General features: G+C 66.0%; 27 protein-coding genes. 12 read left to right on the top strand and 15 right to left on the bottom strand.

Features of this window, described 5'->3' with window-relative positions; genetic code table 11:
* Nucleotides 1-107 precede the first annotated feature (107 nt).
* Both QM682_RS05945 and recN read left to right on the top strand, forming a co-directional pair.
* Nucleotides 108-950, top strand: a complete 843-nt coding sequence (locus tag QM682_RS05945; protein ID WP_415128022.1) for an outer membrane protein assembly factor BamD — start codon at nt 108-110, stop codon at nt 948-950.
* Between the two features lie 63 nt (nt 951-1,013).
* Nucleotides 1,014-2,657 carry a DNA repair protein RecN gene (recN, locus tag QM682_RS05940; RefSeq protein ID WP_415128021.1) on the top strand — a complete coding sequence of 548 codons (1,644 nt, stop codon included), beginning with the start codon at nt 1,014-1,016 and terminating at the stop codon, nt 2,655-2,657.
* Here recN and QM682_RS05935 read toward each other — a convergent pair.
* From QM682_RS05935 to QM682_RS05920, 4 genes are all read right to left on the bottom strand, one after another.
* A complete protein-coding gene (locus QM682_RS05935; protein ID WP_415128020.1) occupies nt 2,654-2,974 on the bottom strand; it encodes a hypothetical protein in 321 nt (106 codons plus the stop codon). The genes recN and QM682_RS05935 overlap by 4 nt on opposite strands.
* Before the next feature lie 100 nt (nt 2,975-3,074).
* A complete protein-coding gene (gene mmsB / locus QM682_RS05930; RefSeq protein ID WP_415128019.1) occupies nt 3,075-3,977 on the bottom strand; it encodes a 3-hydroxyisobutyrate dehydrogenase in 903 nt (300 codons plus the stop codon).
* Entirely contained in the window at nt 3,974-4,993 is a 1,020-nt protein-coding gene (locus QM682_RS05925) for an enoyl-CoA hydratase/isomerase family protein (RefSeq protein WP_415128018.1), read from the bottom strand. Before QM682_RS05925 ends, mmsB begins: the two co-directional genes overlap by 4 nt.
* A 262-nt stretch (nt 4,994-5,255) precedes the next feature.
* Nucleotides 5,256-6,755, bottom strand: a complete 1,500-nt coding sequence (locus tag QM682_RS05920; RefSeq protein ID WP_415128083.1) for a CoA-acylating methylmalonate-semialdehyde dehydrogenase — start codon at nt 6,753-6,755, stop codon at nt 5,256-5,258.
* A gap of 121 nt (nt 6,756-6,876) precedes the next feature.
* Between QM682_RS05920 and QM682_RS05915 the strand changes: the two genes are divergently transcribed.
* The 3 genes from QM682_RS05915 to coaD all read left to right on the top strand — a co-directional run bounded on the left by QM682_RS05915 (nt 6,877) and on the right by coaD (nt 8,932).
* On the top strand, nt 6,877-7,794 hold the full coding sequence (locus QM682_RS05915; protein WP_415128017.1) for a LysR family transcriptional regulator: 918 nt from the start codon (nt 6,877-6,879) through the stop codon (nt 7,792-7,794).
* A gap of 77 nt (nt 7,795-7,871) precedes the next feature.
* A complete protein-coding gene (locus QM682_RS05910; RefSeq protein WP_415128016.1) occupies nt 7,872-8,309 on the top strand; it encodes a CBS domain-containing protein in 438 nt (145 codons plus the stop codon).
* Between the two features lie 128 nt (nt 8,310-8,437).
* The gene (gene coaD, locus QM682_RS05905) at nt 8,438-8,932 is read left to right on the top strand and encodes a pantetheine-phosphate adenylyltransferase (RefSeq protein ID WP_415128015.1); all 495 of its coding nucleotides are present in this window, start codon (nt 8,438-8,440) and stop codon (nt 8,930-8,932) included.
* Nucleotides 8,933-9,121: 189 nt separating this feature from the next.
* On the opposite strand, the gene QM682_RS05900 is transcribed toward coaD, so the two are convergent.
* The 7 genes from QM682_RS05900 to pyrC all read right to left on the bottom strand — a co-directional run bounded on the left by QM682_RS05900 (nt 9,122) and on the right by pyrC (nt 17,427).
* Nucleotides 9,122-9,613, bottom strand: coding sequence for a bactofilin family protein (locus tag QM682_RS05900; protein WP_415128014.1), 492 nt, complete (start codon nt 9,611-9,613; stop codon nt 9,122-9,124).
* Complete coding sequence (locus QM682_RS05895) at nt 9,603-10,895, bottom strand: DUF5930 domain-containing protein (RefSeq protein WP_415128013.1); 1,293 nt, start codon at nt 10,893-10,895, stop codon at nt 9,603-9,605. Before QM682_RS05895 ends, QM682_RS05900 begins: the two co-directional genes overlap by 11 nt.
* A gap of 384 nt (nt 10,896-11,279) precedes the next feature.
* Nucleotides 11,280-12,674, bottom strand: coding sequence for a helix-turn-helix domain-containing protein (locus QM682_RS05890; protein ID WP_415128012.1), 1,395 nt, complete (start codon nt 12,672-12,674; stop codon nt 11,280-11,282).
* A gap of 57 nt (nt 12,675-12,731) precedes the next feature.
* Complete coding sequence (locus tag QM682_RS05885; protein ID WP_415128011.1) at nt 12,732-13,937, bottom strand: multidrug effflux MFS transporter; 1,206 nt, start codon at nt 13,935-13,937, stop codon at nt 12,732-12,734.
* A 46-nt stretch (nt 13,938-13,983) separates the two neighbouring features.
* Nucleotides 13,984-15,483, bottom strand: a complete 1,500-nt coding sequence (locus QM682_RS05880; RefSeq protein WP_415128010.1) for a replicative DNA helicase — start codon at nt 15,481-15,483, stop codon at nt 13,984-13,986.
* Nucleotides 15,484-15,715: 232 nt separating this feature from the next.
* Entirely contained in the window at nt 15,716-16,387 is a 672-nt protein-coding gene (locus QM682_RS05875; protein ID WP_415128009.1) for an orotate phosphoribosyltransferase, read from the bottom strand.
* On the bottom strand, nt 16,384-17,427 hold the full coding sequence (gene pyrC, locus QM682_RS05870) for a dihydroorotase (protein WP_415128008.1): 1,044 nt from the start codon (nt 17,425-17,427) through the stop codon (nt 16,384-16,386). Before pyrC ends, QM682_RS05875 begins: the two co-directional genes overlap by 4 nt.
* A gap of 141 nt (nt 17,428-17,568) precedes the next feature.
* Here pyrC and QM682_RS05865 point away from each other — a divergent pair, with 141 nt between their 5' ends.
* Entirely contained in the window at nt 17,569-17,874 is a 306-nt protein-coding gene (locus QM682_RS05865; RefSeq protein ID WP_415128007.1) for an antibiotic ABC transporter, read from the top strand.
* A 75-nt stretch (nt 17,875-17,949) separates the two neighbouring features.
* On the opposite strand, the gene gap is transcribed toward QM682_RS05865, so the two are convergent.
* The 4 genes from gap to purB all read right to left on the bottom strand — a co-directional run bounded on the left by gap (nt 17,950) and on the right by purB (nt 21,719).
* Nucleotides 17,950-18,951, bottom strand: a complete 1,002-nt coding sequence (gap, locus tag QM682_RS05860; RefSeq protein WP_415128006.1) for a type I glyceraldehyde-3-phosphate dehydrogenase — start codon at nt 18,949-18,951, stop codon at nt 17,950-17,952.
* A gap of 127 nt (nt 18,952-19,078) precedes the next feature.
* On the bottom strand, nt 19,079-19,222 hold the full coding sequence (locus QM682_RS05855) for a hypothetical protein (RefSeq protein WP_415128005.1): 144 nt from the start codon (nt 19,220-19,222) through the stop codon (nt 19,079-19,081).
* A gap of 83 nt (nt 19,223-19,305) precedes the next feature.
* Complete coding sequence (locus QM682_RS05850) at nt 19,306-20,340, bottom strand: flagellar motor switch protein FliG (RefSeq protein ID WP_415128004.1); 1,035 nt, start codon at nt 20,338-20,340, stop codon at nt 19,306-19,308.
* A gap of 77 nt (nt 20,341-20,417) precedes the next feature.
* A complete protein-coding gene (purB, locus tag QM682_RS05845; protein ID WP_415128003.1) occupies nt 20,418-21,719 on the bottom strand; it encodes an adenylosuccinate lyase in 1,302 nt (433 codons plus the stop codon).
* Between the two features lie 76 nt (nt 21,720-21,795).
* On the opposite strand from purB, the gene QM682_RS05840 reads away from it, so the two are divergent.
* The 6 genes from QM682_RS05840 (at nt 21,796) to QM682_RS05815 (ending at nt 26,693) form a co-directional block, all read left to right on the top strand.
* Nucleotides 21,796-22,596 carry a heme-dependent oxidative N-demethylase family protein gene (locus QM682_RS05840; RefSeq protein WP_415128002.1) on the top strand — a complete coding sequence of 267 codons (801 nt, stop codon included), beginning with the start codon at nt 21,796-21,798 and terminating at the stop codon, nt 22,594-22,596.
* A 197-nt stretch (nt 22,597-22,793) separates the two neighbouring features.
* The gene (locus QM682_RS05835) at nt 22,794-23,255 is read left to right on the top strand and encodes a TerB family tellurite resistance protein (RefSeq protein WP_415128001.1); all 462 of its coding nucleotides are present in this window, start codon (nt 22,794-22,796) and stop codon (nt 23,253-23,255) included.
* A gap of 90 nt (nt 23,256-23,345) precedes the next feature.
* Nucleotides 23,346-24,158: an ABC transporter ATP-binding protein gene (locus QM682_RS05830; RefSeq protein WP_415128000.1), complete on the top strand. Its 813-nt coding sequence runs from the start codon at nt 23,346-23,348 to the stop codon at nt 24,156-24,158.
* Between the two features lie 22 nt (nt 24,159-24,180).
* Entirely contained in the window at nt 24,181-24,906 is a 726-nt protein-coding gene (locus QM682_RS05825) for a transporter substrate-binding domain-containing protein (protein WP_415127999.1), read from the top strand.
* Between the two features lie 84 nt (nt 24,907-24,990).
* Nucleotides 24,991-25,869, top strand: a complete 879-nt coding sequence (locus QM682_RS05820; protein WP_415127998.1) for an ABC transporter permease — start codon at nt 24,991-24,993, stop codon at nt 25,867-25,869.
* Nucleotides 25,866-26,693, top strand: coding sequence for an ABC transporter permease (locus QM682_RS05815; RefSeq protein ID WP_415127997.1), 828 nt, complete (start codon nt 25,866-25,868; stop codon nt 26,691-26,693). Before QM682_RS05820 ends, QM682_RS05815 begins: the two co-directional genes overlap by 4 nt.
* The last annotated feature ends 2 nt before the right edge of the window (nt 26,694-26,695 follow it).

The following is a 26,695-nucleotide window of genomic DNA, read 5'->3' as shown; positions in this document are numbered from 1 at the left end:
ATTCGGTGTTTTGGCATTTTGCGCCCCCTGATTTTCTGTGCTAGGACGACCGGGCCGCGTGGTCATGGTCCACGGGGCGGCACAATAATCTGACGGACAGGTAGAATATGGCGGGCATCAGATCGGCGGGTTCCTTGGTCGCGGCGGTCCTGTCTGTCGGCCTGCTCGCAAGCTGCGGCACCAGCAACAAGGCCCCGGAAACGCTGGATAACTTCACGGCGGAAGAAATCTACAAGCGCGGCGAATACGAGCTTGAGAACTCGCGCAAGCCGAAGGACGCGGTGCATTACTTCTCCGAGGTCGAGCGGCTTTACCCCTATTCCGAATGGGCCAAGCGCGCGCTGATCATGCAGGCTTACTCCTATCACCGGGCGCGCGACTATGAGCAGGCGCGCGGCGCGGCGCAGCGATTCATCGACACTTATCCCGGTGACGAGGATGCGGCTTACGCGAAATACCTGCTGGCGCTCAGCTATTACGACCAGATCGACGAGATCGGGCGCGACCAGGGCCTGACCTTCCAGGCGCTTCAGGCCCTGCGTGGCGTGATCGAGGAATATCCGAACACCGAATATGCCCGCTCGGCGATCCTGAAATTCGATCTGGCCTTCGACCATCTGGCCGCGAAAGAGATGGAGATCGGGCGCTATTACCTGAAGAAAAAGCATTATACCGCCGCGATCAACCGTTTCCGCGTCGTGGTCGAGGAATACCAGACCACCACCCATACGCCCGAGGCGCTGATGCGTCTGGTCGAGGCATACCTGGCCCTTGGCCTGCGCGACGAGGCGCAGACGGCGGGGGCGATCCTGGGTCACAACTTCCGCTCCTCGCCCTTCTATGACGATGCCTATGGGCAATTGCGCGGCGCCGGTCTGAAGCCCGAGGCGCGGGGCGATAGCTGGCTGACGAACGTGTATCGTCAGGTGATTCAGGGCAAGTGGTTGTAGGTCGGGCTTGTAGATCCGCCTTGCGGGCGGATGGGATGCAACCCCGCCCCAGAAGGATTGCCGATGCTGCGTTCGCTGGACATTCGCGACATCCTGCTGATCGACCGGCTGGAGCTTGAGTTCCGGCCGGGCCTGAACGTCCTGACAGGAGAGACGGGGGCGGGCAAGTCGATCCTGTTGGATTGTCTGGGCTTTGTTCTGGGCTGGCGCGGCCGGGCCGATCTGGTCCGTGCGGGCGCGAGCCAGGGCGAGGTTACGGCCGTCTTCGACCTGCCTCCCACCCATCCTGCCCGAACCTTGCTGGACGAGGCGGGCTTTCCGGTTTCGGATGAGTTGATCATCCGTCGCGTCAACGCGGCCGAAGGGCGCAAGACCGGCTGGATCAATGACCGCCGTGCCTCGGGCGAGGTGCTGCGGCTGCTCTCGGAAACCCTGGTCGAGTTGCATGGCCAGCATGATGATCGGGGCCTTCTGAACCCGCGTGGCCACCGGCTGCTGCTCGACGCCTTTGCCGGGGTGGATCTTGCTCCCACGCGCCAGGCTTGGGCCGCGCGCCGCGAGGCTCGCGCCGCCCTGGCCCAGGCCGAGGCTGCCCTGGCGGCCGCCCGCAGCGAAGAAGAGTTCCTGCGCCATGCCGTGGCCGAGCTTGACAAGCTGGCTCCGCAGCCCGGCGAAGAGGCCGATCTGGACACGCGCCGCCGCGCCATGCAGGGCTCCGAGCGCATCCGCGGGGATGTCGCCCGCGCATTGCAGGCCCTGGGTGGCGAGGGGGCCGAGGGCGCGATGCTTGATGCCGTGCGCTGGCTGGACGGTGCCGCCGAACGGGCCGAGGGCCGTCTGGAGGCCCCGGCCGCCGCGCTGCAACGGGCGCTGATCGAATTGGGTGATGCCGTCGCGGGTGTCGAGGCGGCGCTGGAGGCGATGGATTTTGACCCGCGCGACCTTGAGGCGACCGAGGAACGGCTGTTCGCGCTGCGGGCTTTGGCGCGCAAGCATGACGTGCTGGCCGACGATCTGGCGGGCCTGGCCGACGAACTGCGCCTGCGCCTGGGCCGTATCGACGCCGGGGCCAAGGACCTGGCGCGGCTGACCGAGGCCGTGGCGCGGGCCGACGCCGCCTATCGGGATGCCACCGAATCGCTCGGTGCGGCCCGCGCCACGGCGGCCAAGCGGCTCGATGCCGCGATGGCCGCCGAGCTTGCTCCCCTGAAGATGGAGCGCGCCGTCTTCGAGACCCGCCTGTCCCAGGCTGATCCCGGCCCCGAGGGGTGCGACGCCGTGGCCTTTACCGTCGCGACCAATCCCGGCGCGCCGCCGGGTCCACTGGACCGCATCGCTTCGGGCGGCGAACTCTCTCGGTTCCTTCTCGCGCTCAAGGTCTGTCTGGCGCGTGGCAATGATGCGCTGACGCTCATCTTCGATGAGATCGACCGTGGCGTCGGCGGCGCGACGGCGGATGCCGTGGGCCGCCGCTTGGCCCGCCTGTCCCAGGGCGCGCAAGTGCTGGTCGTGACCCACAGCCCGCAGGTGGCGGCGCTGGGGGGGCATCATTTCCGTGTCGCGAAATCGGTGCGGGACGGCATGACCACCTCGCATGTGGCCGCCCTGACGCAGGCGCAAAGGGTCGAGGAAATCGCCCGCATGCTCGCCGGCGAGGAAATCACCCCCGCCGCCAAGGAGGCCGCCCGCGCCCTGCTCTCGGGCTAATCCAGGATCTGATCGACCTGGCGGATGATGGATATCACCTTGAGGCTTGCCGGGTCATAGCGAATCAGCCGCCCTTGCGAGATGCCGTAGGCGCTGCCCCGCGGCGACTGGCTCAGGCCGTAAAGCCCCGGCCGGCTGATGCGGTGCAGCGCCCGAGGGTCCAGCGTCTGGCCGACCCGGATCTGTCCGCTCTCGCCCAGATCCAGCCGCACCCGCTGCTCGGCGCCGGGCGCGCGATCCTGATCGGCCAGGGCCATGCCGCCGAAAGCCAGGGCGGCGACAAGGATCAGGCTGGATCTGTGCTTGTGCTTGGTCATGCCGTCATCATCGGATCGAATCCCCGACCGGCCCGGCATGCCTTCGCCGGTCCGGCCAGTTTGCCCGCTTAACGAGCGAACTGGTCCGAAAGATCCGGCCTCACGCCGATTTGCCCGGCCCGGTGGCTTTTCCGTCATGGCCGCGACCCTCGAAGCGCGGCAGCATGGCCGAGAAGTCCCGGCCCTTTCCGTCCTCGGCCTCGACGAAATGCGCGTAAAGCGCCGCGGCCAGCGCACCCATGGGCGTATCGGCATCGGCGGATTCGGCGGCCTGCTGGCTCAGCCGCAGGTCCTTCAGCATAAGCTCTGCCGCGAAACCGGGCTTGTAGCCATTGTCGGCCGGTGATGTCGGCCCGATCCCCGGCGCGGGGCAATAGGCGTTCATGCTCCAGCTATAGCCCGATGAGGTCGAAACCACGTCGAACAGCTTCTGCCGGTCCAGGCCCAGCTTGTCGGCCAGGGCGAAAGCCTCGCAGGTGGCGATCATGGTGACGCCCAGGATCATGTTGTTGCAGATCTTTGCCGCCTGGCCCGCGCCCGAGGCGCCGCAATGGACGACCTTCTGGCCCATCACCTCGAAAAGGGGCAGGACGGTCGCGAAAGCCTGCGCCGTGCCGCCGACCATGAAGGTCAGGCTGCCCGCCGAGGCCCCGCCGATCCCCCCCGAGACCGGGGCGTCCAGCGCACCAAGGCCCCGCGCGGCGGCCAGATCGGCCACGGCGCGGGCGCTGTCCACATCGACGGTCGAGCAGTCGCACAGCACCGCGCCCGGCGCCATGGCCGGGATCACTTCCTGGGCGACCTGGCGCAGGATCTGGCCGTTCGGCAGCATGGTGACGACGACCTCGGCCGCCCGCGCGGCATCGGCGGCGCTTGCGGCCCGCTCCACGCCTTCTGGCATGGGGGCAGCCGGGTCGAAGCCCGCGACGGCATGGCCGGCGCGCGCCAGGTTCAGGGCCATCGGCCCGCCCATATTGCCCAATCCGATGAAACCGATTTTCATTTCCCTGTCTCCTCCCAAGCCAGTTCCCCCTGTTCCAGGGGCGCGAGCATGGCTCGCACATGTGCCGCATCCGCCGGTGCATGCCATTGCGGATTGCGGTCCTTGTCGATGAGCTGCGCGCGCACGCCCTCGATGAAATCGCTGTCCCGAGTGGCCCGCGCGGTGAAGCGGTATTCCCGCGCCAGACTCTCATGGACCGAGGCATCGCCCCGCGCGGCCCGCACCAGCACCAGCGTCGCGGCCATGGAAAGGGGCGAGTTCCGGCGCATCGCCGCCAGTGCCGCAGCATCTCCGACATCTCCGGCGGCTTCCAGGCGCTCGATGATCTCAGCCACGCTGGGCGCGCCGAAAGCGGTCAGGTCCATGTCGGCCAGGGGTGAAGGTGGAGGGGGCTGGCCCTGGATCAGGCCGGGATCGCCGGTCTCGGCCAGGCGGTCGATCAGGGCGGGCCATTCGGCGCAAGGCAGATACAGATCGGCAAATCCGGCATGAACCGCGTCGCCCGGCCCCATACGATGCGCGGTCAGGCCCAGATATTCGCCGATCCGACCCGGCGCACGTCCCAGAAGCCAGCTTCCACCTACATCGGGAATCAGACCGATCCCGGCCTCGGGCATGGCGATCCGGGTGTCCTCGCCGACGATGCGATGACTGGCATGGCCGCCGACACCCACGCCTCCGCCCATGACGAAGCCCTGCATGAACGAGACGACGGGCTTTGGAAAATCGGCGATGCGGGCATTCATCACATATTCGTCGCGAAAGAAATCCCGGCCCATCTGGTGGTCGCCCCGAAGGCCGGCGCGATAGACCGCTGCGATGTCGCCGCCGGCACAGAAGGCGCCCGGACCTTCGGCGTCGATGATCACCAGCCCGATCTCGGGATCGCCGCCCCAGTCTCTCAGCGCAATATCTATGGCCAGGGCCATGTCATGGCTCAGCGCGTTCAGCGCCTTGGGTCGGGTCAGGGTGATCCGGCCCGCCCGGCGGTCCTTGTAGATCTGGATATCTGCCATCGGTTCCTCTCGGGGCTGATGCGGGCGATCAGGGCGGGACCGCCTCTCCCTGCCCATATTTCATACCGCCGCTCCGGCCGAGCGCAAGGAAGCGTCAGGACAGGGCGCGCGGACCAATACCCGATCCTGGTCAAGGGGACGCCCAGGCATGAACACGGCCCTCGTCCTCTTTCTTGCCCAAATATCCTGGGGGGAACGTCCTGCCGACCCCATTGAGGGGTCGTCAGGACGTGGGGGCGAAGCCCCCCGGCCCCCGGCGCGGTCAGTCCATGGCCTTGAAGTTCAGCGCCGCCCCGTCCTTGATCCCCGAGAACCAGCGCGCCGTCACCGTCTTGGTCTTGGTATAGAAGCGGAAGGCGTCGGGGCCGTATTGGTTCAGGTCGCCGAAGGCCGATTTCTTCCAGCCGCCGAAGCTGTAATAGGACAGCGGCACCGGGATTGGGAAGTTGATGCCGACCATGCCCACGTTCACCCGGCTGGCAAAGTCGCGCGCGGTATCGCCATCGGCGGTATAGATCGCGGTGCCGTTGCCGTAATCGTTGTCCATGACCAGCTTCAGCGCATCCTCGTAGCTGTCCATGCGCACCTGGCTCAGCACCGGGCCGAAGATCTCCTCGCGATAGATCTCCATGTCCGGCGTCACGCGGTCGAACAGCGACGGGCCGCAGAAAAAGCCGTTCTCATAGCCCTGGATCGACAGCCCGCGGCCATCGACGACCAGATCCGCGCCCTGGTCCACGCCCGAGGCGATCAGGCGGTTGATGCGGTCCTGCGACGCCTTGGTGATGACCGGGCCGAAATCCACGTCATTGCCGCCGGTATAGGGGCCGACCTTCAGCTTCTCGATGCGCGGCACCAGCTTCTCGACCAGCGCGTCGGCGGTCTTTTCGCCCACCGGCACCGCGACCGAGATCGCCATGCAACGCTCGCCCGCAGCCCCGTAGCCGGCGCCGATCAGCGCATCCGCCGCCTTGTCCAGATCGGCGTCGGGCATGATGATCATGTGGTTCTTGGCGCCGCCGAAACATTGCGCGCGCTTGCCGTTCGCCGCCGCCCGGCCATAGATATATTGCGCGATCGGGGTCGAGCCCACGAAGCCCACGGCCTGGATGACCTCATGGTCCAGGATCGCGTCCACGATCTCTTTGTCGCCGTTCACCACTTGCAGCACGCCGTCGGGCAGCCCGGCCTCCTGCGCCAGCTTCGCCAGCAGGATCGAGGTCGAGGGCACGCGCTCGGACGGCTTCAGGATCATGGCGTTGCCTGAAACCAGCGCCGGACCCATCTTCCACAAGGGGATCATGGCGGGAAAGTTGAAGGGCGTGATGCCCGCGACCACGCCCAGCGGCTGGCGCATCGAGTAAAGGTCGATGCCCGGCCCGCCATTATCGGTGAACTCGCCCTTCAGCATGGCGGGGGCGCCCATGCAGACCTCGATCACCTCAAGCCCGCGCTGCACGTCGCCCTTGGCGTCGGGCAGGGTCTTGCCATGCTCGCGCGAGACCAGCTCGGCCAGCTCGTCCATATGCGCGTTGATCAGATCGCCGAATTTCATCATCACCCGCGCGCGGCGCTGCGGGTTGGTCGCGGCCCAGCCGACCTGCGCTTTCGCCGCGCTGGCGATGGCGGCGTCAAGCTCGGCCGGGGTGGCCAGGGGAAGTTTGGCGATCACCTCGCCGGTGGCGGGGTTGTAGACATCGCTAAAGCGGCCCGAGGTGCCCTTGACCTCTTTGCCGTCGATCCAGTGGTTCAGTTCCTGCATGTCGACCTCCCAGGAGTAAGCGGATTTGGCCAGACGATAGACTTGCAGCATTGCCACGAAAAGAGAAAGTCTGGCAAAAGCATTTTGCATTTCTGCAAAGGGTCGCGCGGGGGATCGGCGGATGGACTGGGACGATCTGCGCATCTTCCTGGCGGTGGCGCGCGATGAAAGCCTGTCCTCGGCGGGACGGCGCCTTGGCATCGACGCCTCGACCGTGGGACGGCGGGTGGCCCGGCTGGAGCAGGGGCTGGGCGCGAAGCTTTTCGCCAAGACCCCGCAGGGCTATGCGCTGGCCCCCGAGGGCGAGCGGCTGCTGCCCCATGCCGAGGCGGTCGAGACCGCGATGACCGCCGCCGCCGAGGCGCTGTCCGGGCCGGGCGACCTGACCGGACAGTTGCGCATCGGCGCCCCGGATGGCTGCGCCAATTACCTGCTGCCTCAGGTCTGCCGCGATCTGTGCGAGGCGCATCCGGGGCTTGAGATCCAGATCGTCGCCCTGCCGCGCGTCTTCAACCTGTCGCGCCGCGAGGCGGACATGGCCATCGCCGTCTCGCAGCCCAGGGCGGGGCGGCTGGTGGTGCAGCGGCTGGCCGATTACCATCTGCACCTGGCGGCGCATCGCGACTATCTGATGTCGCATCCGCCCATCGCGGGCCTGGCCGATCTGCGCGGGCACCGGATGATCGGCTATATCCCGGACATGATCTTCGACCGAGAACTGGATTACCTGGCCGAGACCGGGGTGGAATGGGCGCAGCTGACATCGAATTCGGTCTCGGTGCAGATGAACGCGGTGCGGGCGGGCGCGGGCCTTGGCATCGTGCATGACTTCGCCATCCCCTTTCATCCGGGGGTCGAGCGGCTGCTGACCGACCAGATCCGGCTGACGCGCAGCTTCTGGCTGATCCGGCATCAGGACGACCGCCGTTCGCAGCGCATGAACCGGCTGGCCGACGCGCTGGCCCAGGGCATCCGGCAAGAGGTGGCCCGGCTGCACGCGCTGGTGCCAGAGGGGGCCAAACCCGAACAGCGGGCTTGACGGCGGCCCGGCGAGACGCAACGCTGGGCGCAGCGGGGCGGCGGCCCTTTGCCAAACTATCAGGGAGAGAATTGCAGATGCTCGTGAACCAGATCCTGTCGATGAAGCAAAGCGGCGAGATTTTCACCGTCGCGCCGGACGCGACCGTGGCCGAGGCCGCGAAGCTTCTGTCCGAGAAGCGCATCGGGGCGATCGTGGTCTCGGAGGATGGCAGAAAGCCGGTCGGCATCCTGTCCGAGCGCGATATCGTTCGCGAACTGGGCCGGCGCGGCGCGGCCGTTCTGACGGCATCGATCAGCGAATTGATGACCCGCAAGCTTGCCACCTGCCATACGGGCGAGGATACGCTGGCGATCCTGGACCGCATGACGCAGGGCCGTTTCCGCCACCTGCCGGTGGTCGATGCAGAGGGCAACATGCTGGGCATCGTCTCGATCGGGGATGCGGTCTCGGGGCGGCTGAAAGAGCTTGCCGCCGAGAAAGAGGCATTGACCGGCATGATCATGGGTAACTGAGGCCGAAGGCGCGTCGTCCCGGGCTGGCTTCATCCCGGTCCCGACCGGCGATCCACCGCCGGCCGGGGTCTTGCATTTCCTTCGGAAAGACTGTTCGTTGCCGCCGCGGGGCGGATTAGGGAGGAACCATGCGGATCGCGCTTTACCCGGGCACCTTCGACCCGATTACCCTGGGGCACCTGGACATCATCCAGCGTGCCCTTGCGCTTGTGGACCGGCTGGTCATTGGTGTCGCCATCAACCGCGACAAAGGGCCGCTGTTCTCGCTGGATGAGCGGGTGCGGATGGTCCAGCAGGAATGCGATGCGGTGATCGACGCGGGCCGGGGCGAGATCGTGGTCCATCCCTTCGAGAACCTGCTGATCGACTGCGCCCGCGACGTGGGCGCCTCGGTCATCGTGCGCGGCCTGCGCGCGGTCGCGGATTTCGAATATGAGTTCCAGATGGTCGGCATGAACCGCGCGCTGGATTCCAGCATCGAGACGGTGTTTCTGATGGCCGATGCGCGGCGCCAGGCCATCGCCTCGAAACTGGTCAAGGAAATCGCGCGGCTGGGCGGCGATGTCTCGAAATTCGTGACGCCTCCGGTCAATGAGGCGCTGATCCAGCGGATGCGGGGCTAGCCATGTCCTACGCCGTGGCCGTTTCGTCGAAAGAGCCGCTGCCGATCCCCGATCCGGCGCGTCCGCCCTTGCCGGACCCCGCGCCCGATCCAGGACCGGGTGAGGAATCGGGCGAGGGCTAGGCCCGACGAAAAAGGCGGCCCGCAAGAGGGCCGCCTTGCGATATGCGGTCGGGCAGGGCGGTCCCCGTCACTCGGCCTGGGGCTTGGCCAGTTTGGGCGTCGCGCCATTCGTCAGCGGGTCTTCCTGGCGCTGGACCGAGCCTTCGAAATGGGCGCCGGATTCGATGGCGATGGTCTTGTGGATGATGTCGCCCTCGACCCGCGCGGTGGCGGTCAGGCGGACCTTCAGGCCGCGCACGCGGCCGACCACGCGGCCGTTCACCACGACCTCTTCGGCCACGATCTCGCCGCGGATGGTGGCGCTTTCGCCGACGGTCAGCAGATGGGCGCGGATGTCGCCCTCGATCGTGCCTTCGACCTGGATGTCGCCTTCGCTGCGAATATTGCCGCTGACGGTCAGATCCGCAGCCAGCACCGAGGGCGCGCTGCGCGCGCGCTGCGGGGTGGCGGCGGGGGTCGCTGGGATGTCGAAATTCGTGTCTTGCGCGCGGAAATCTTCGGGGATCGGCGCCGGCTGCTTCCGGGGGCCTGGCTCGGTCACGCGGGTCTTAGAAAACATTCTGCGCTGCCTTGATGAAGGTCATGGGGTTCACGGGCCTGTCATTCACCCGCACCTCATAGTGAAGGTGCGAACCCGTCGACCTGCCCGTATTGCCCATAGCACCGATCAGGTCGCCTTGCGACACTTTTTGACCGACTTTCACCTTGATTTTCGACAGATGGCCGTAGCGCGTTTCCGTTCCCAACTCGTGCTGGACCTTGATCAGGTTGCCATAGCCGCTTTGCCAGCCGGCCCATGTCACCACACCGTCGCCCGTGACATGGATCGGCGTGCCGACCGGACCGGCCATGTCGATGCCCTCATGCATGCGGCCCCAGCGGCGGCCATAGGGCGAGGTATAGCGGAAGGCGCCCTTGACGGGCATCGCCAGCGGCATCTTCTCGACCGCGATGCGATAGCTGTTCATCTTGTCGAGCGTGATCAGGATCTCGTTCGCCTTGGCCTCGCCCTGGGTGATGTCGGCATCCCCGCTGGAGGAATAGCTGATTGGGTTCAGCGGCCCGCCCTCGCCGGAATAGCCGCGCCGGATCGTGCTCAGCACCTTGTCCGGGTCCATGCCGACATTGCGGAAAACCTGGTCCAGCGGCTTGACCGAGATGGTCACGGCGTCCTGGACCTGGCTCAGGATCTCGTCGTTGCGGGCGATGATCTGATCGCGCTCCAGCGTCAGGGCGGTGGCGGCGCGGCGGGCGTCCTGGGCCTGGCGCTCGGCCTCGGCGCGGTCGACCGAGGATTTCTTCAGCTCGCCCGCAACGATGTCCAGCGCCGCCTGCAATTCGGCGGTGCGCGCGACGGGGCCGGGCTTGCCGGATTCGGCCAGCTCCGTCTCTGCGGCGTTGCGGCCCTTGATGGCGGCTTGCAGGCTGGATTGGACCACGCTCATCCCGGTTTCAAGCTCGCGGCGGCGGGCCTCGGAATCCAGCAGTTGCGATTGCATCTGCGAAACCTGGTCCAGCGCCACGGTAAAGCGATTCTGCGCCGCGATGGCCTCTGCCGCGCGGCTGTCGCGCTCGGCCGAAAGATCGGCCAGGCGCGCCTCGAACGCCTCTTGCGAGCGTTTGACCTGATCGCGCGAGCCATGGGCGCTGACCGCGTCGATGGCCAGGATCGAGCTTGCGATGATGGTCCAGCCAAAGATCACCGCCGTCCCCCCCAGGGCGACAAGCTGGGTTGTCGGGCTGAGGCGCACGAAACGAGTCGTGTCGTCCGATTTCAGGAAGAGACGCTGTTCGGGCAGCCAGCGCTCCAGCACCGAATTCAGGCTATGAGTGATCCGCAATGTCCCTGGTCCACATTGTTGGCGACGCATGGCCGGGCAAGGGCACGCGCGGCTTGGACGGATAAATCCGAGCCGTGCCCAAAGTGCAACATTTGCGGAACAAATCCTTAGGTTGTGCGCGGATACATGCCGATCTGGCTAGGCGAGTTAAGTGGATTCCCGCCGTCATTCGCGCATGAGGCGAATTGAGGGGGCGGGCGGTTTTGTCAGGAACAGCACGCAACCATCGGGTGAACCGCTGGAAAAGCCGCACTTGGCATGCGGGCGGGGCCAAGGCGCGGTTGTATGCCGCCCGTGCCGCCGCGGCGTCCTTTCCGGCGGGCCTGCCCGGAAGGCGGGCAGGGGATTCGCCCAGATCCGGGCGCGGCAAGGGTGCCTGGCCCCTCAGGCAATCTCATAGGGCAAGGGGCCGGGACGGTCGCGCGGGATGCGGATGGCGCGGTCCACCGGCGGAACGGAACGCTGGTGACAGGCGGGGCGCGGGCAGATCCGGCAGGAAACCCCGATCGGCTCGAACGGATGCGGATTGCCCAGGTCCAGGCCGTCCGAATAGACCAGATCGCGGGCATGGCTGATCTCGCAGCCCAGGCCGATGGCGAAGCGCCGCACCGGCGCGCCGAAGGCCCCCGCGGGTTTCGAGACATCCCGTGCCAGCAGCAGATACCGCTTGCCGTCCGGCGTCTCGGCCAGTTGGCGCAGAAAGCGGCCCGGCGTCTCGAAAGCCTGATGCACGTTCCAAAGCGGGCAGGCGCCGCCGAAGCGGGCGAATTGCATCCGGGTCGCGGAATGGCGCTTGGTGATGGTGCCCGCCTGATCGACGCGGACGAAAAAGAAGGGCACGCCCCGATCCCCGCCGCGCTGCATGGTCGAAAGCCGATGTGCCACCTGTTCCAGCGAGGCGCCGAACAGATGCGCCAGCCGTTCCAGGTCGTGACGTTCGGCCCGCGCGGCTTGCAGGAAAGCGCCATAGGGCATCATTGCGGCGCCCGCGAAGTAATTGGCCAGCCCCAGCCGGGCGATGTCGCGGGCGCTGTCGCTGCGGAAACGCGCCAGTTCCAGCGTCGCCTCGATCAGGTCCCCACGGCTTTCCAGCGCCAGCAGGTGCAAAAGCTGGAAAGCCTGGGTCGCGGGCTCGGCCGCCGCATTCAGCGTCAGGCGGGCACCGTCGCGCAGATAGACCGCGCCGCTGCCCAGTTCCGCATGCTCGATCCGCATGCCGCGCTGGGTCAGCGCCTGGATGGCGCGCTCCAACGGCCGGGCGTGACCGCTTTGGCGGGCGAAATGCTCGGCCGCGCGGTCCACGGCGTCGATGTAATTGTCGCAATAGTGAAAGAAATCGCGCACCTCTTCCCAGGGCGAAGGGGTCGAGTTCTGCGCCCCCGCCCCCAGCGCCTCGTCCAGTGCCGCCAGCCGCTCCTGCCCCTCGCGATGGGCGCGGTAAAGGTTCAGGAAGGCGCGCACCAGGCCCGGCGCGTTGGTCGCGGCCAGCCGCAGGTCGGCGCGCGGCGGCGGGCTGTCGAACAGCGGATCGGCCAGTGCCTCGGTCATGTCGATGACCATGCGATCGGCATCGCCCACCGCCATCGCCCCCAGATCCACCGCGAATTCCGACGCGAGCTTCAGCAGCACCCCGGCCGAGACGGGGCGATGGTTGTTCTCCATCTGCGACAGATAGGGCAGCGACACGCCCAGCCGGTCGGCGAAGGCGCGCTGCGTCAGCCCGGCGCGGCCCCGCGTCTCGCGCAGGGAAACGCCCGCATAGATCTTTTGCATGCTCATCCGTGCTCCCTTTGCAAAGCCGGTTCTATGCTTTGCAAATGCGCCGAGGCAAGACGGCTAAAGCCCCGAGACCCGCCTTTCGCGTCGGACCACCCAAAGCGCCGACAGGATCGCCGCCGCCGAGACGCCGACCATGATCATCAGAAGCGGCGTGGCGCCGCTGCCTTGATCCAGGAAGGCGCCGGCAAGGCTGGCAAGGCCCGCGCCCCCGGCCACGGACAAGGCGCCGCCCAGCCCGCTGGCGGTGCCGGCAAGCTCGGGGCGGACACTCATCATTCCGGCATTGGCGTTGGGCAGCAGCATCCCATTGCCCAGCCCCATCGCGGCCACCCCGCCAAAGAAGGTCAGCGGCGACAAGGCGCCGAACAGATCGACCAGCAGCGACAGGGCAAGGGGCAGGGTGCAGACCAAGGCTCCGGCCAGGATCATCCGGTTCATGCCGACCCGCGTGGACCAGCGCGCCGAGATGAAATTCCCCAGCATATATCCGATCGAGGGCGCGGCGAACCAATAGCCGACCTGTGCGGGCGTCAGCCCCAGCACCGCCCGGCCGACAAAGGGCGCGCCGCCCAGATAGGCGTAGAACGCCCCCGCGCTGAGCGTCGCCGACAGCGCATAGCCCCAGAAGCGCTGCGAGCGCGCCAGGATCGGATAGGTCGCGATCTGCTGGCGCATGGGCACCCCGCCGCCGCGCGCGGTCTCATGCAGGTCGAACCAGCAGGCGGTCAGCACCAGCGCGCCCAAAAGGGCCATGCTGGTGAAGCTGGCCTTCCAGCCGAAGCTTTCGTCAAGGACGCCGCCCAGCGTCGGCGCGATCATCGGCACCAAGGACATGCCCATGGTGACATAGCTGATCATGCTGGCCGCGCGCTCGGCCGGAACGATGTCTCGGATGACGGCGCGGCTCAGCACGAAGCCGGTCGTCACCACCGCCTGCACCATGCGGAAGAACAGAAACCAGCCCGCCGTGGGGGCAATCAGCGTGCCTGCGGTCGCGGCCAGAAAGATCGCCAGCGAGCCAAGCAGCACCGGGCGGCGGCCGAAGCGGTCGCTGATCGGTCCGCAAAGCAGTTGCAGCACCGCGCTGACCGCCAGAAAGCCCGAGACGGAAAGCTGCATCATGCCGTAATCGACGCCGTAGTCGCGCGACATGCCGGGCAATGAAGGCAGGAAGATGTTCATCGACAACGCGCCCAGCCCGGTGACCGAGACAAGCGTCAGCAGATGCGGTGCGCGGGCGGGGGACGGCAAGGTCGAATGCATGCCGCCTCATCACCCGCTGCGACGGAAAAGGCAACGGGGCAGACGGCTATTCCCGCGGGTCCCAGCTTCGATGTTTTTCCAGGTTGCCGAAGCGGGTGAAACGGCCCTCGAAGGACAATTCGACCGTGCCGATGGGGCCGTGCCGCTGCTTGCCCAGAATGACCTCGGCCTTGCCATGGCAGGCTTCCATGATCTGCTGCCAGGCCGCCATCTTGTCCAGCTCATGATCGGCTGGCTTCTCGCGCTCGCGGTAATATTCCTCGCGGAAGACGAACATGACGATATCGGCATCCTGTTCGATACTGCCGGATTCGCGCAGGTCGGAAAGCTGCGGCCGCTTGTCCTCGCGGTTTTCGACCTGACGGGAAAGCTGCGACAGGGCGATGACGGGAATGTCCAGTTCCTTGGCGATGGCCTTCAGGCCCTGGGTGATCTCGCTCACCTCGTTCACGCGGCTGTCCTTGGCGCTCGCGGCGCGCAGAAGCTGTAGATAGTCCACGATCAGCACGTCGAGGCCCATGGTTCGCTTCAGCTTGCGTGCCCGTGCGGCCAGTTGGTTGATCGGCAGGGCCGGTGTGTCGTCGATGTAAAGCGGGCAGTTCGACAGGTCATGCGCCGCCTGGACGAAGCGGCGGAACTCTTCCTCGGTCATGTCGCCGCGCCGGATCGCCTCGCTCGGCACCTCGGCCGCTTCCGAGAGGATCCGCGCGGCCAGCTGCTCGGCTGACATCTCCAGGCTGAAGAACCCGACGACACCGCCAGCGACGGTGCCCTGGCTGCCATCGGGCAGGGCACCCATCTTGTGGACCTTGGCGACGTTGAAGGCGATGTTCGTGGCCAGCGAGGTCTTGCCCATCGAAGGACGCCCCGCCAGGATGATCAGATCCGAGCGGTTCAGCCCGCCCATCTTGCCGTCAAGATCGATCAGCCCGGTCGAGATCCCCGAAAGGCCGCCGCCCCGGCTGAATGCCGCATTGGCCGCGTTCAAGGCCCCGGTCACGGCGGCAAGGAAGCTCTGGAATCCCCGCTCGGCTACGCCCTGCTCGGCCAGCTTGTAAAGCGTCTGCTCGGCTTCCTTGATCTGATCCTCGGCCGAATCGTTGACCGAGACCGTGGTCGCCCGCGAGGCGATATCCTGGCCCAGCGTGATCAGGTCGCGCCGCAAGGCGAATTCGCGCAGCATCTGCGCGTAATCCCGCGCGGCATGGGACGATATCGCCGCCCCGGCCAGCCGCGCCAGGTAGGCCGGCCCGCCCAGTTCCTTCAGCCCCGCATCGTTCTCCATGAAGGCCTTGATCGTGACCGGGCTGGCCAGGGCGTTCTTGGCGATGCGCTCGACGCAGATCTCATAGATGCGACGATGCACCGGGTCGTAGAAATGGCGCGGCTGGATGATGCGCGAGACGTGGTCATAGACCTCGTTATTGGTAAGAAGAGCGCCAAGCAATTGCTGCTCGGCCTCGATCGAGAAGGGCACGGCCTGACTCGCGGCCGCTTCGGCGATTTCGCTGGGCTTCCTGATTTCGACGGCGCGCAACTCGCTCATCCCAAGCACTCCGGGGTTCGGTCTGGGTTCTTCGCCCTTATCCCTCTTAAGCCGGCGGGGGTCCATCTGGATATGCTGTGGATAAGCTGTGGACGGAATCCGGAGCGCGTTTCCGGTGGACAGGTCGGCATGGGTATTTTGAAAACGAAGAATAAAGCCGAGCGCGGGCCCCATCTTTCTTCGTTTTAAAAATACCCGTGCGACATCGCGGCGGGGCGGTGCCCGCGCCGGTTCAGGGATGTGCCGCCTGCCAGGCGCGCGGATCGGTCAGGAAGCTTTCGACCTCGGCCAGAGTCGCCGCGTCATAAAAGCCCTGTTCTTTGGCGGCGGCCAGCACGTCCCACCAGGTGCAAAGATGGTGCAACTGCACGCCATGATCGGCCAGGCGCTGGGTCGTTTCGGGGAAGATGCCGTAATAAAAGATCACTGCCGTATGGGCGCAGCTTGCGCCGGTCTCGCGGATCGCGTCGACGAAGCTCAGTTTCGAACCGCCATCGGTGGTCAGGTCCTCGACCAGAAGCACCCGTTGGCCTTCGGTCATCGCACCCTCGATCCGGGCGGTGCGGCCGTAGCCCTTGGGCTTCTTGCGCACATATGTCATCGGCAGTTCAAGGCGTTCCGCGACCAGCGCCGCGAAGGGAATGCCCGCTGTCTCGCCGCCGGCGATATTATCGAAGGCGTCGAAGCCCGCGTCCCGCAGCACGGTCGCCGCCATGAAATCCATCAGCGTAGAGCGGATGCGCGGGAAGCTGAGAAGCTTTCGGCAGTCGATATAGGTCGGACCCTTGAGGCCGGAAGCATAGGTATAGGGCTCCGCCGCGTTGAAATGCACGGCCTTGATCTCCAGGAGCATGCGGGCGGTCAGGCGCGCAATTTCCTCGCGCGGGGGAAAGGGCAGGCTCATGCGGGGTCCTCGACATGCCAGTGAAGCGGGAAGCCGGGGTCGAAGACGGTGACCTTTTCGGCGCCGACGGGGATATGGCTGGGATAGGCGGCGACCGTCTGGCGCTTGACCAGGCGGATGCGGTCCTCGTTTGCCGGCAGGCGGTAGAAGGCGGGGCCGTGGAGCGAGGCGAAGCCTTCGAGCCGGTCCATCGCGCCCTCGTCCTCGAAGACCTGGGCCAGGATCGACATGGTGTTCGGCGCGGTGAAGCAGCCGGCGCAGCCGCAGGCGGCTTCCTTGGCGCGGTCGGGATGCGGGGCCGAGTCGGTGCCCAGAAAGAACCGCGTGTCGCCCGAGGTCGCGGCGCGGCGCAGCGCCTGGCGATGACTTTCGCGCTTGGCGACCGGCAGGCAGTAGTAATGCGGCCGGATGCCGCCGACCAGGATGTGGTTGCGGTTGATGACCAGGTGATGCGTGGTGATCGTCGCGCCCATGTCCTGCTGGCTGGCGACGTAATCCACGCCATCCGAGGTGGTGATATGTTCCAGCACCACGCGCAGGCCGGGCGTCGCGCGCCGGATCGGGTCCAGGACGCGGTCGATGAACACAGCCTCGCGGTCGAAGATGTCCACCGCTGGATCGGTGACTTCGCCATGCATGCAAAGCGGGATGCCGGCCTGGGCCATGGCCTCCAGCACGGGGCGGATCTTGTCGAAATCGCGCACGCCCGAGGCTGAGTTCGTCGTGGCCCCGGCTGGATAGAGTTTCACCGCCGTCACGATTCCGGCCCTGTGCGCTGCAACCAGATCGGCGGGATCGGTCGCCTCGGTCAGGTAGAGCGTCATCAAGAGACGCAACGTCACATTCCCGCCCAGGGCGGTCAGGATGCGATCGCGATAGGCGGCGGCCTGCGCGCCGGTGGCCACCGGGGGCACCAGGTTCGGCATGATGATCGCGCGGCCGAAATGGCTGGAATATGATGCGACTGCGGCCAGCATGTCGCCATCGCGCAGGTGCAGGTGCCAGTCGTCGGGGCGTCGTATCGTGATGGATTGGGTCATGGGGATGCTGTATACCGACTGTTGCGGCGTGGGAATACCTGTTTGCTGATCCCAAAGGATGGCTTGGAAAACTTTTGCATATGCATATGCGTATGTGATTAGGTCAACGGATTGGCGACGGGGAATTACATGGGATTTGGAATGATGAACTTCGCTGCCTTTCAGGCACCCTTCCTGCTTTGGCAGCAAGTCAGCCAGATGGCGCTGGAGGCGCAGATGGTGATTGCGATGCGCACTGCGGGCATGATGGGCCTGATCCATCAGGATGCGGGCGAGCCGCATCGCATGTTCCTGGAAAAGGCCGATGCCGCGTCCGAGGCGGTCCAGTCGGCCTTGCGCGCCGCTGGCCGGGGCCGCCGCGCCGATGAGGTCATGGCCGCCGCACTGCGGCCCTATCGCCGCCGCACCAAGGCCAATGTCCGCCGTCTGGCGCGACGCAAGGGCTGACCAAGGGCTGACCAAGGGCTGACATGAAAAACGCGCCCCGAGGGGCGCGTTTTCAGCTTTGTCGGGCGCGCGGGTTCAGATCAGCTTGCCCATCGCGACCGCCGTGTCGGACATGCGGTTCGAGAAGCCCCATTCATTGTCATACCAGGTCAGGATGCGGCACAGCTTGCCCTCCATCACCTTCGTCTGGTCCAGGTGGAAGACCGACGAATGCGAATCGTGATTGAAGTCCGAGGAGACCAGGGGCTCGTCCGTATAGCCAAGGATGCCTTTCAGCGGGCCGTCGGCGGCGGCGCGGATGGCGTCGTTGATCTCTTGGACCGAGGTGTCGCGGGCAGCCTCGAAGACCAGGTCCACGACCGAGACGTTCGGGGTCGGCACGCGGATCGCCACGCCATCCAGGCGGCCTTTCAGTTCGGGCAGCACCAGGCCCACCGCCTTGGCGGCGCCGGTCGAGGTCGGGATCATGGAAAGCGCGGCGGCGCGGGCGCGATACAGATCCTTGTGCATGGTGTCCAGTGTCGGCTGGTCGCCCGTATAGCTGTGGATCGTGGTCATGAAGCCACGCGCGATACCGATCGAGTCGTTCAGCACCTTGGCGACCGGGGACAGGCAGTTCGTCGTGCAGCTTGCGTTCGAAACGACCACGTCATCCTTGGTCAGCGTGTCGTCGTTCACGCCGAAGACGATGGTCTTGTCGGCATTCTCGCCCGGAGCCGAGATCAGCACGCGCTTGGCGCCGGTCGAAAGATGCGGCTGCACCTTGTCCTTCGAGGTGAAGATGCCGGTGCATTCCATGATCACGTCGATATCGCCCCATGGCAGTTCGGCCGGGTTGCGGATCGCCGTGACCTTGATCGGGCCGCGGCCCACGTCGATCTGGTCGCCCGTGACCGTCACCTTGGCCGGGAAACGGCCGTGGACCGAATCGTAGCGCAGCAGATGCGCGTTGGTTTCGACCGGGCCAAGGTCGTTGATCGCCACGACCTCGATATCATTGCGCCCCGATTCGATGATCGCGCGCAGCACGTTCCGACCGATCCGGCCAAATCCGTTGATCGCCACCTTTACAGCCATGGGCTTCCTCCGATGAAAATGTTCGGTCAGCAGATAGCCCGGCTTTCGGGGGAAATGCAAATGTTGGCGGGGCTTTCGGATCAAAACTTTCACCGACGCCCGCCCTGGGCGGGGCAGGGCGCGCCCGTCAGCGCCAGAAGCAGAGATATTCGATCAGCTCCGCCATCCGCTTGCCCAGGAAGACCGGCAGGGCGCCGTCCAGGAAAAACCCGTCGATCAGGAACATCGCCAGGATCAGCAGGGCCAGGGCGATGGCGATCTTGTTGGTCATCGGACATCCTTCCTCGTCCTCGGAGTTATGCGCCCCCTGCTAGGCCAGCGGGCCTGCCGCCGCAAGCGCCGGCGCGGGCGGGCTTAGTCCTTGGCCTCGTCATTATCGGCCACGATCATGAAAAGATCGCCCGCGGCCTCCATGCGGCGGATGGCGGCGACGACCTGATCCATCGCCTCTTCTGCCTCCCTGGTCGAAACCTTGCCGAGGGCCTGGGCCTCTTCGCGCATGGTCTCGGCCAGGCGGGGAGAAATCGCGTCAAGAAGGAAGCGCGCCGTCGCCTCGTCCGCGCCCTTCGCGCCGGCGATGGCGCGGGTCATCACCGCGCCTTCGACCTCGCGCATGATGCGGGGCACGTCGCGGGGGTCGATGCGGGCGGGGATATTGGCGAAGGTGAAGATCGTCCGGCGCACCTCGCCGGCGAAACCGGCATCGTCGTCCTCAAGCCCCGCCAGCACGCTGTCGCGCGTGGCCGAGGGCGAAAAGTTCAGGATCGCGCCCACCTTGTCCACCGCCTTGCCATCCAGCGCCGGGCGCGGGATGGCGTCGGCGGCCTGGATCAGCGCGCGGCCGATGCGGCGCAGGGCGGGCGCCTCGATGGTGCCGGTCAGCGACATGGCATAGGCGATCTGGCGCGCCAGCCCGGGGTCCAGCTTGGCGAATATCTCGGCCGCGCGGGGCACGGGCAGCTTCGAGAACATCACCGCCGCGATCTCGATCGCTTCGGTGCGGGCCAGTTCGACCAGAAGGGGCGTCGAGAGCGCGGCGATGCGGTCCCAGGGGTCGCCATCGCCGTTGAGCGCGGCCAGACGCCGCAGCCGGTCGCTGGTATCGGGCGAAAGATGCCCGCCCAGCAGGTCCAGCGTGCCGTCTATATCGCCCGGAAAGCTGACCCCCACCGCTTCGATCTGGTCGCAGAATTCGGCCACCACGGCGTCGCGCGTGTCGCGGTCCACCAGCCCCATCAGCGCCATTTCCTGGGCAAGATCAGTCTGTTGAGCGCCGGGCAGGCGGGCCAGATCGACATCCTCGCCCTCGGCCAGGATCAGCCGGACGATCACCGCCGCCTTCTGCTTCGCCGTCAGGCCGCTGGATTTGCCGATTGCCGCGATGGCCATGAAACTGCCCCCGATTCCCATGTCTGTCGGGGGCAGTCTGTCAGGTCGAGACCAAGATCCGGTTAACGTCTAAAATCTTAGCCGAATACCCGCGCGAAGATCGTGTCGACATGCTTGGTGTGATAGCCGAGATCGAATTTCTCCTCGATTTCGGCCGGGCCGAGTGCGGCGGTGACCTCGGGGTCAGCCAGCAACTCGGTCTTGAAATCGGCGCCCTGCTCCCAGACCTTCATCGCATTGCGCTGGACCAGGCGATAGGCATCCTCGCGCGAGACGCCGGCTTGCGTCAGCGCCAGAAGCACCCGCTGCGACATGACCAGGCCCTTGAACTTGTTCATGTTCTTCAACATGTTTTCGGGGTAGACGACCAGTTTCTCGATCACGCCCGCCAGGCGGTTCAGGGCGAAATCCAGGGTGATGGTCGCGTCGGGGGCGATGCCGCGCTCGACCGAGGAATGGCTGATGTCGCGTTCATGCCACAGCGCCACATTCTCCATCGCCGGGATCACGGCCATGCGGACCAGGCGGGCAAGGCCGGTCAGGTTTTCGGTCAGCACCGGATTGCGCTTGTGCGGCATGGCCGAACTGCCCTTTTGGCCGGGGCTGAAGAACTCCTCGGCCTCAAGCACCTCGGTGCGCTGCATGTGGCGGATCTCGATGGCGATGTTCTCGATCGAGCTGGCGATTACGCCCAGGACGGCGAAGAACATCGCATGGCGGTCGCGCGGGATCACCTGGGTGCTGATCGGCTCGGGGCGCAGGCCCAGCTTGGCGCAGACATGTTCCTCGACCGCCGGATCGATATTGGCGAAGGTGCCGACGGCGCCGGAAATCGCGCCGGTCGCGACTTCCTCGCGCGCGGCCTCAAGACGGGCCTTGCCGCGGGCCATTTCGGCGTAGAAGCGGGCGAAGGTCAGGCCCATGGTCGTCGGCTCGGCATGGATGCCGTGGCTGCGGCCGATGCGCACCGTATCCTTGTGTTCAAAGGCGCGTTTCTTCAATGCGGCCAGCACCCTGTCCATATCCGCCAGAAGGATGTCGGCGGCGCGGACAAGCTGCACGTTCAGCGTCGTGTCCAGCACGTCCGAGGAGGTCATGCCCTGGTGGACGAAGCGCGCCTCGTCGCTGCCGATATGCTCGGCCAGATGCGTCAGGAAGGCGATGACATCATGCTTCGTGACGGATTCGATCTCGTCGATGCGGGCCACGTCGAATTCCGCGTCGCGCGCCTTCCAGACGGCTTCGGCGTTTTCGCGCGGGATCACGCCCAGATCGGCCTGGGCATCGCAGGCATGGGCCTCGATCTCATACCAGATCCTGAATTTGGTTTCGGGCGACCAGATGGCGACCATGTCGGGGCGGGAATAGCGCGGGATCATCGGTTTCTCCTGAATTTGCCGGGGTTTTAGCCCCGAACCCCCTTGCCCGCAACCGCGCGCCGCGCAAGATGCGGGCATGAGCGACATCCTTCAGAAACGCCTTGTCTTCGCGCCCTGGGCCGATCCGCGCACGCGCCGCCTGCCGGGCACCATCCCGGTCATGGAGCAGGATTGGCTGGTTCAGGACGACGCATTCTCCAAACAGTTGGGATTGCGCGAAAAGCTGATCGCCGAGAGTCCCGATTCGGTGCACCGGCTGGATCCGGGCTGCATGTCCGCAGCGGTCGAGCTTTACGATTGGATCATGCGGCTTCTGCCCGCGCGGGGCTATCGGGTCGGCACCATGATCGGGCGCCCGGACGGCGCCGAGATCACCGCCGAGCGCGACCGGCCGCTGCTGACCCTGGGCCGGCTGGTGGCCGAGGATCTTTGCCTGATGGTCCCCGGCACCGCCGAGACCGGGGGAGAGGGCCAGCATGTCCTGGGCGGCGCCATCCTGTGCTTTCCGGCGGGCTGGACGCTGGCGCAGAAATTCATGCGTCCGATGATGCGCATCCACAAGCCCGTGGCGAAATATACCGAGGATGTCGGCCGGCGCGTGCAGCGGCTTATGGACGGCGTGCGGCCCGGCATGGGGCTGCTGCGGGGGACCGCGCATCACTCGAACGCACCGCTGCACAATCCGCGCCGCGAAGAGCAGGGCCGCGCCCCCGAGGGTGCCCTGCCTTTCATCCGGGTCGAGCGGCAATGCCTGTTCCGCCTGCCGCGGACCGGCGCCGTGGTCTTTTCCATTCACACCTCGGTGATCCGGCCCGAGGATCTGGACCCCGATCAGGCGGCCGCCCTGGCCGAATTCCCGATCCGCGAGGCGGCCTGACGCCGCCCTGCCGCATGTGTCCTGTCGCCGGATTGTCCGAACATGATGCCCGTGGCACGGATATGAGCGGTGCCCGTCGCGCCCGTCCACGGCGCGTCCATGCCTTTATCGCCCCGGCCTTCCGGTAAGGCTCGCCACCCTGCCGGAAGAGCTTTATTGTCTTTAGTTGCCCGGCGGAATGTTCTAGGATTGGTCCCATGTTCCGGAATCTCCTCAGCCGCGTCTTCGCGGAAAGCCCTCAGGGTGATCGTCTGTCGTCGCGGGATGCCGAAGTCGCCGTCGCGGCTCTTCTGGTGCGCTTGGCGCGGGCCGACGACCGCTACAGCCCGGCCGAACAGCGCCGCATCGAGGCGGTGCTGGCACGGCGCGGCACCCTTGACCCCGAGGAGGTGGCCGAGCGCCGCGCCGCCGCCGAGATGATCGAGGCCGAGGCCCCCGACACCGTGCGCTTCACCCGCACGATCAAGGAGCGGATCGCGCCCGAGGACCGCCGCGACGTGATCGCCGCGCTTTGGGAGGTGGCCTATGCCGATGGCCGCCGCGCCCCCGAGGAAGAGGGCCTGATGCGCCTGATCGCGGGGCTTCTGGGCGTCAACGACCGCGATTCCGCACTGGTGCGCCGGCGGGTGCTGGATGAGATGGGTCTGGCCGGACGCTGATCTGCCGCGCCTTTCGGCACAGGCAGCCCTGCCTGTAAAGTCAGGCAGGAAAGCGTTGCAATGGCGACGAAAATATCGCCAGATGGCGTTATGAGCCAAAGCCAAGCCACCCCCCTGGCCACCAGTGCCACCGCCTTGCAGCCCGTGATCGAGATCCGCGATCTGCATAAATCCTATGGCCAGTTGGAGGTGCTGAAGGGCGTCAGCCTGACCGCGCCGCGTGGCCATGTCATTAGCCTGATCGGCTCCTCCGGCTCGGGGAAGTCCACGCTTCTGCGCTGCTGCAACCTGCTTGAGGACAGCCAGAAAGGCGATATCCTGTTCGAGGGCGAGGCCGTGACCTGGCGCGGCTCGGGTCCGGCCCGCGTGCCCGGCGACCGCGCCCAGATCACCCGGCTGCGCACGAATCTGTCGATGGTGTTCCAGCAGTTCAACCTGTGGTCCCATATGACCGTGCTGCAAAACGTCATGGAGGCGCCGGTCCAGGTGCTGAAGCGCGATCCCAAGGAGGTCGAGCCGCGTGCCCGCGCCCTGTTGGAAAAGGTGGGAATCGGCGACAAGGCCGATTCCTGGCCCGGCCAGCTTTCCGGCGGCCAGCAGCAGCGCGCAGCCATCGCCCGCGCGCTTTGCATGGAGCCCAAGGCGCTGCTTCTGGACGAGCCGACCAGCGCGCTGGACCCCGAATTGCAGCAGGAGGTGGTCAAGGTCATCAAGGATCTGGCCGCCGAGCATCGCACCATGCTGCTGGTGACCCATGACATGCGGCTTGCGGCGGATGTCAGCGACCATGTGGTGTTCCTTCACAAGGGCCTGATCGAGGAACAGGGTCCGCCCAGCCAGCTTTTCGGCGCCCCTCGATCCGAGCGGCTGCGCCAGTTCCTCAGCGCCACCATGGCGAAATAAAAACGACCAACAGGAGAGACGAATGAAGAAAATCATGCTTGCAGCCGCCGCGCTTGCCCTGACGGCGGGGATGGGCATGGCCCAGATCGTGCGCATGGCGTCCGAGGGCGGATATCCCCCCTACAATTTCGTGAACGACCAGGGCAAGCTGGACGGGTTCGAGATCGATCTGGGCAACGAATTGTGCAAGCGCGCGGCGCTGGAATGCACCTGGGTCAAGAACGACTGGGATTCGATCATCCCCAACCTCGTCAGCTCGAACTATGACACGATCATGGCGGGCATGAACATCAACGAGGAACGCAAGAAGGCGATCGACTTCACCGATCCCTATACCCCTGCGATGCCCTCGGCCTATGTGGCGCTGAAGCCAGATGCCGACATCAACGGCGTGATCTCGGCCCAGACCAGCACCATCCAGGCCAGCCATGTGGCCGAGACCGGCGCGACGCTGCTGGAATTCCCCACCGCCGACGAAACCATCGCCGCCGTCCGCAACGGCGAGGCGGACGCGGTTTTCGCCGACAAGGACTTCCTGCGCGATACGGTCGAGGAATCGAACGGCGAACTGGTCTGGGTCGACGGCCATGACACCGTGCAACTGGGCGAAGGCATCGGCATGGGCCTGCGCAAGTCCGACACCGCGCTTAAGGAAAAGTTCAACGCCGCCATCAAGTCGATGAAGGATGACGGCTCGCTGAACGCGATGATGAAGAAATGGTTCGGCGACAAGGCCCTGCAATTCTGATCCTGCGCCCTGTCGAGACGGCTGCGCGCCCGGTCGCGCGGCCTGTCCCGCCGGCCCGGACCAGACGCGCCTGAGGAGTGCCCCATGCTGGCAAGCTGCGCCGATCCCAAGTCCCTGGAAGGGCTGTCCTGGCTTTTGTGCTACCTGACCTCGGGCAAGCACATGCTGTTCTATATGTCCTTCGGCACGGTGCTGGCGTTGCTGGCGATCACCGCGCCGGTGGCGCTGCTGTTCGGCTTTGGCGGCGCGCTGGCCTCGCGCGCGCGTTTCGCGCCGCTGCGGCTGCTGGGCAAGGCATATACCTCGATGGTGCGCGGGGTGCCGGATATCGTCTTCTTCCTTTTCGTGCCGATCGCGCTGGATCAGGGCCTGGAATACCTGCGCGCCAAGGTCTATTGCGACCCGACCGTGCCGATCCGCCAGGGCAATGATTTCGTCGTCTGCCCGGCGGCCAAGCTGCCGCTTTCGACCGCGCCGGAATGGGTGCATCAGGGCTATGGCATCGCGCTTGCGGTGACCGCCTTCGCGGTCGTCTTCGGTGCCTTCGCGGCGAATGTTCTGGCGGGCGCGATGAATGCGGTGCCCAAGGCGCAGCTAGAGACCGCCGAGGCTTACGGCATGAACTCGCGCCAGGTCATCCGCCGCGTCCTGATCCCGCAGATGTGGAGCTATGCCCTGCCAGGTCTCGCCAATCTATGGATGATCCTGATCAAGGCGACGCCCCTGCTTTTCGTCCTGGGCGTCGAGGATATCGTCTACTGGGCGCGCGAACTGGGCGGCGCCAAGACCAGCACCTATGCCTATCCCCATCCCGACTGGCGGCTTTATTACTTCCTGGGGATCATGATCTTTTACCTGCTGATGACCTGGGGTTCGGAAAAAGTCCTTGACCGGGTGCGCCTCCGGCTGTCCTCGGGGCAGGCGACGCTGGCGGGCGAAGCGATGCGAAAGGCCGCGACATGAGCCAATGCCTGCAAAGCCTGCATGATTACGGCCTGCGCGCCATCGGCCTGGGCGAGCGTCTGCTGCCGCGTGGTGATTACCCCCTGTGCGAACAGATGGTGCTGATCGGCTCGGGTTTGATCTGGAACGTCTATTTCGCGGCGCTGGCGCTGTTTTTGGGCTTTTTCCTGGCCAATGCCCTGGCGCTGGCCAGGCTCAGCCCCAATCCGTTGCTGCGCAAGCCCGCGCAATGGTTCATCTTTCTGTTCCGGGGCAGCCCGCTCTTTATCCAGTTCTTCATCGCCTATGAGACGCTGGTGCATCTGCCCCGCGCGGGTATCGACATCTTCGGCATCACCATCCAGACAAGCTGGATGACGCGGGCCTGGGCCGGTGCGCTGTTCGTGCTGACGCTGAACACGGCCGCTTATTCGGCCGAGATCTTCTATGGCGCGCTGCGCAACGTCCCGAAGGGAGAGCTTGAGGCCGCCGACGCCTACGGACTGACCGGCTGGACCCGATATCGCCGCGTGGTCTGGCCCACCGCCATGCGGCTTGCCTGGCCGGCCTATACCAATGAGGCGATCTTCCTGCTGCATGCGACGACGCTGGTTTTCTTCGCCAGCTTCCCCGCCTTTCAGCAACAGGGCGATGCGCTGTATTACGCCAGCTATTTCGCGGACAAGACCTTCAACCCCTTCGTCGCCTATCCCATCGTCGGCGGCTATTTCATCCTTCTGACCCTGTGCGTGATCGCGCTTTTCGGGGTCGTCAACCGGCGGCTGAACCGCCACATGCCCGGCGCGGTGCGCAAGATCCGCTACAGGCCCCTTCTCGTCAGGTAATC

Origin of the sequence: Paracoccus sp. (in: a-proteobacteria) (assembly GCF_047605025.1) — a bacterium.
In the GTDB taxonomy this organism is placed as follows: domain Bacteria; phylum Pseudomonadota; class Alphaproteobacteria; order Rhodobacterales; family Rhodobacteraceae; genus Paracoccus.
Note: the sequence above shows the minus strand (reverse complement) of the source record. Positions and strands in the feature narration are given on the sequence as shown.

Bases quoted from the DNA above. Each gene is read 5' to 3' on its own strand.
- QM682_RS05825 (WP_415127999.1), top strand. From the start codon at position 24,181: ATGAAGAAAATCATGCTTGCAGCCGCCGCGCTTGCCCTGACGGCGGGG.
- gap (WP_415128006.1), bottom strand. From the start codon at position 18,951: ATGGCTGTAAAGGTGGCGATCAACGGATTTGGCCGGATCGGTCGGAAC.
- mmsB (WP_415128019.1), bottom strand. From the start codon at position 3,977: ATGAAAATCGGTTTCATCGGATTGGGCAATATGGGCGGGCCGATGGCC.
- pyrC (WP_415128008.1), bottom strand. From the start codon at position 17,427: ATGACCCAATCCATCACGATACGACGCCCCGACGACTGGCACCTGCAC.
- QM682_RS05850 (WP_415128004.1), bottom strand. From the start codon at position 20,340: ATGGCCATCGCGGCAATCGGCAAATCCAGCGGCCTGACGGCGAAGCAG.
- QM682_RS05865 (WP_415128007.1), top strand. From the start codon at position 17,569: ATGATGAACTTCGCTGCCTTTCAGGCACCCTTCCTGCTTTGGCAGCAA.
- QM682_RS05855 (WP_415128005.1), bottom strand. From the start codon at position 19,222: ATGACCAACAAGATCGCCATCGCCCTGGCCCTGCTGATCCTGGCGATG.
- QM682_RS05875 (WP_415128009.1), bottom strand. From the start codon at position 16,387: ATGAGCCTGCCCTTTCCCCCGCGCGAGGAAATTGCGCGCCTGACCGCC.
- coaD (WP_415128015.1), top strand. From the start codon at position 8,438: ATGCGGATCGCGCTTTACCCGGGCACCTTCGACCCGATTACCCTGGGG.
- QM682_RS05815 (WP_415127997.1), top strand. From the start codon at position 25,866: ATGAGCCAATGCCTGCAAAGCCTGCATGATTACGGCCTGCGCGCCATC.
- QM682_RS05880 (WP_415128010.1), bottom strand. From the start codon at position 15,483: ATGAGCGAGTTGCGCGCCGTCGAAATCAGGAAGCCCAGCGAAATCGCC.
- QM682_RS05945 (WP_415128022.1), top strand. From the start codon at position 108: ATGGCGGGCATCAGATCGGCGGGTTCCTTGGTCGCGGCGGTCCTGTCT.
- QM682_RS05915 (WP_415128017.1), top strand. From the start codon at position 6,877: ATGGACTGGGACGATCTGCGCATCTTCCTGGCGGTGGCGCGCGATGAA.
- QM682_RS05910 (WP_415128016.1), top strand. From the start codon at position 7,872: ATGCTCGTGAACCAGATCCTGTCGATGAAGCAAAGCGGCGAGATTTTC.
- QM682_RS05920 (WP_415128083.1), bottom strand. From the start codon at position 6,755: ATGCAGGAACTGAACCACTGGATCGACGGCAAAGAGGTCAAGGGCACC.
- QM682_RS05840 (WP_415128002.1), top strand. From the start codon at position 21,796: ATGAGCGACATCCTTCAGAAACGCCTTGTCTTCGCGCCCTGGGCCGAT.
- QM682_RS05890 (WP_415128012.1), bottom strand. From the start codon at position 12,674: ATGAGCATGCAAAAGATCTATGCGGGCGTTTCCCTGCGCGAGACGCGG.
- QM682_RS05900 (WP_415128014.1), bottom strand. From the start codon at position 9,613: ATGTTTTCTAAGACCCGCGTGACCGAGCCAGGCCCCCGGAAGCAGCCG.
- purB (WP_415128003.1), bottom strand. From the start codon at position 21,719: ATGATCCCGCGCTATTCCCGCCCCGACATGGTCGCCATCTGGTCGCCC.
- QM682_RS05835 (WP_415128001.1), top strand. From the start codon at position 22,794: ATGTTCCGGAATCTCCTCAGCCGCGTCTTCGCGGAAAGCCCTCAGGGT.
- QM682_RS05820 (WP_415127998.1), top strand. From the start codon at position 24,991: ATGCTGGCAAGCTGCGCCGATCCCAAGTCCCTGGAAGGGCTGTCCTGG.
- QM682_RS05935 (WP_415128020.1), bottom strand. From the start codon at position 2,974: ATGACCAAGCACAAGCACAGATCCAGCCTGATCCTTGTCGCCGCCCTG.
- QM682_RS05830 (WP_415128000.1), top strand. From the start codon at position 23,346: ATGAGCCAAAGCCAAGCCACCCCCCTGGCCACCAGTGCCACCGCCTTG.
- QM682_RS05925 (WP_415128018.1), bottom strand. From the start codon at position 4,993: ATGGCAGATATCCAGATCTACAAGGACCGCCGGGCGGGCCGGATCACC.
- recN (WP_415128021.1), top strand. From the start codon at position 1,014: ATGCTGCGTTCGCTGGACATTCGCGACATCCTGCTGATCGACCGGCTG.
- QM682_RS05885 (WP_415128011.1), bottom strand. From the start codon at position 13,937: ATGCATTCGACCTTGCCGTCCCCCGCCCGCGCACCGCATCTGCTGACG.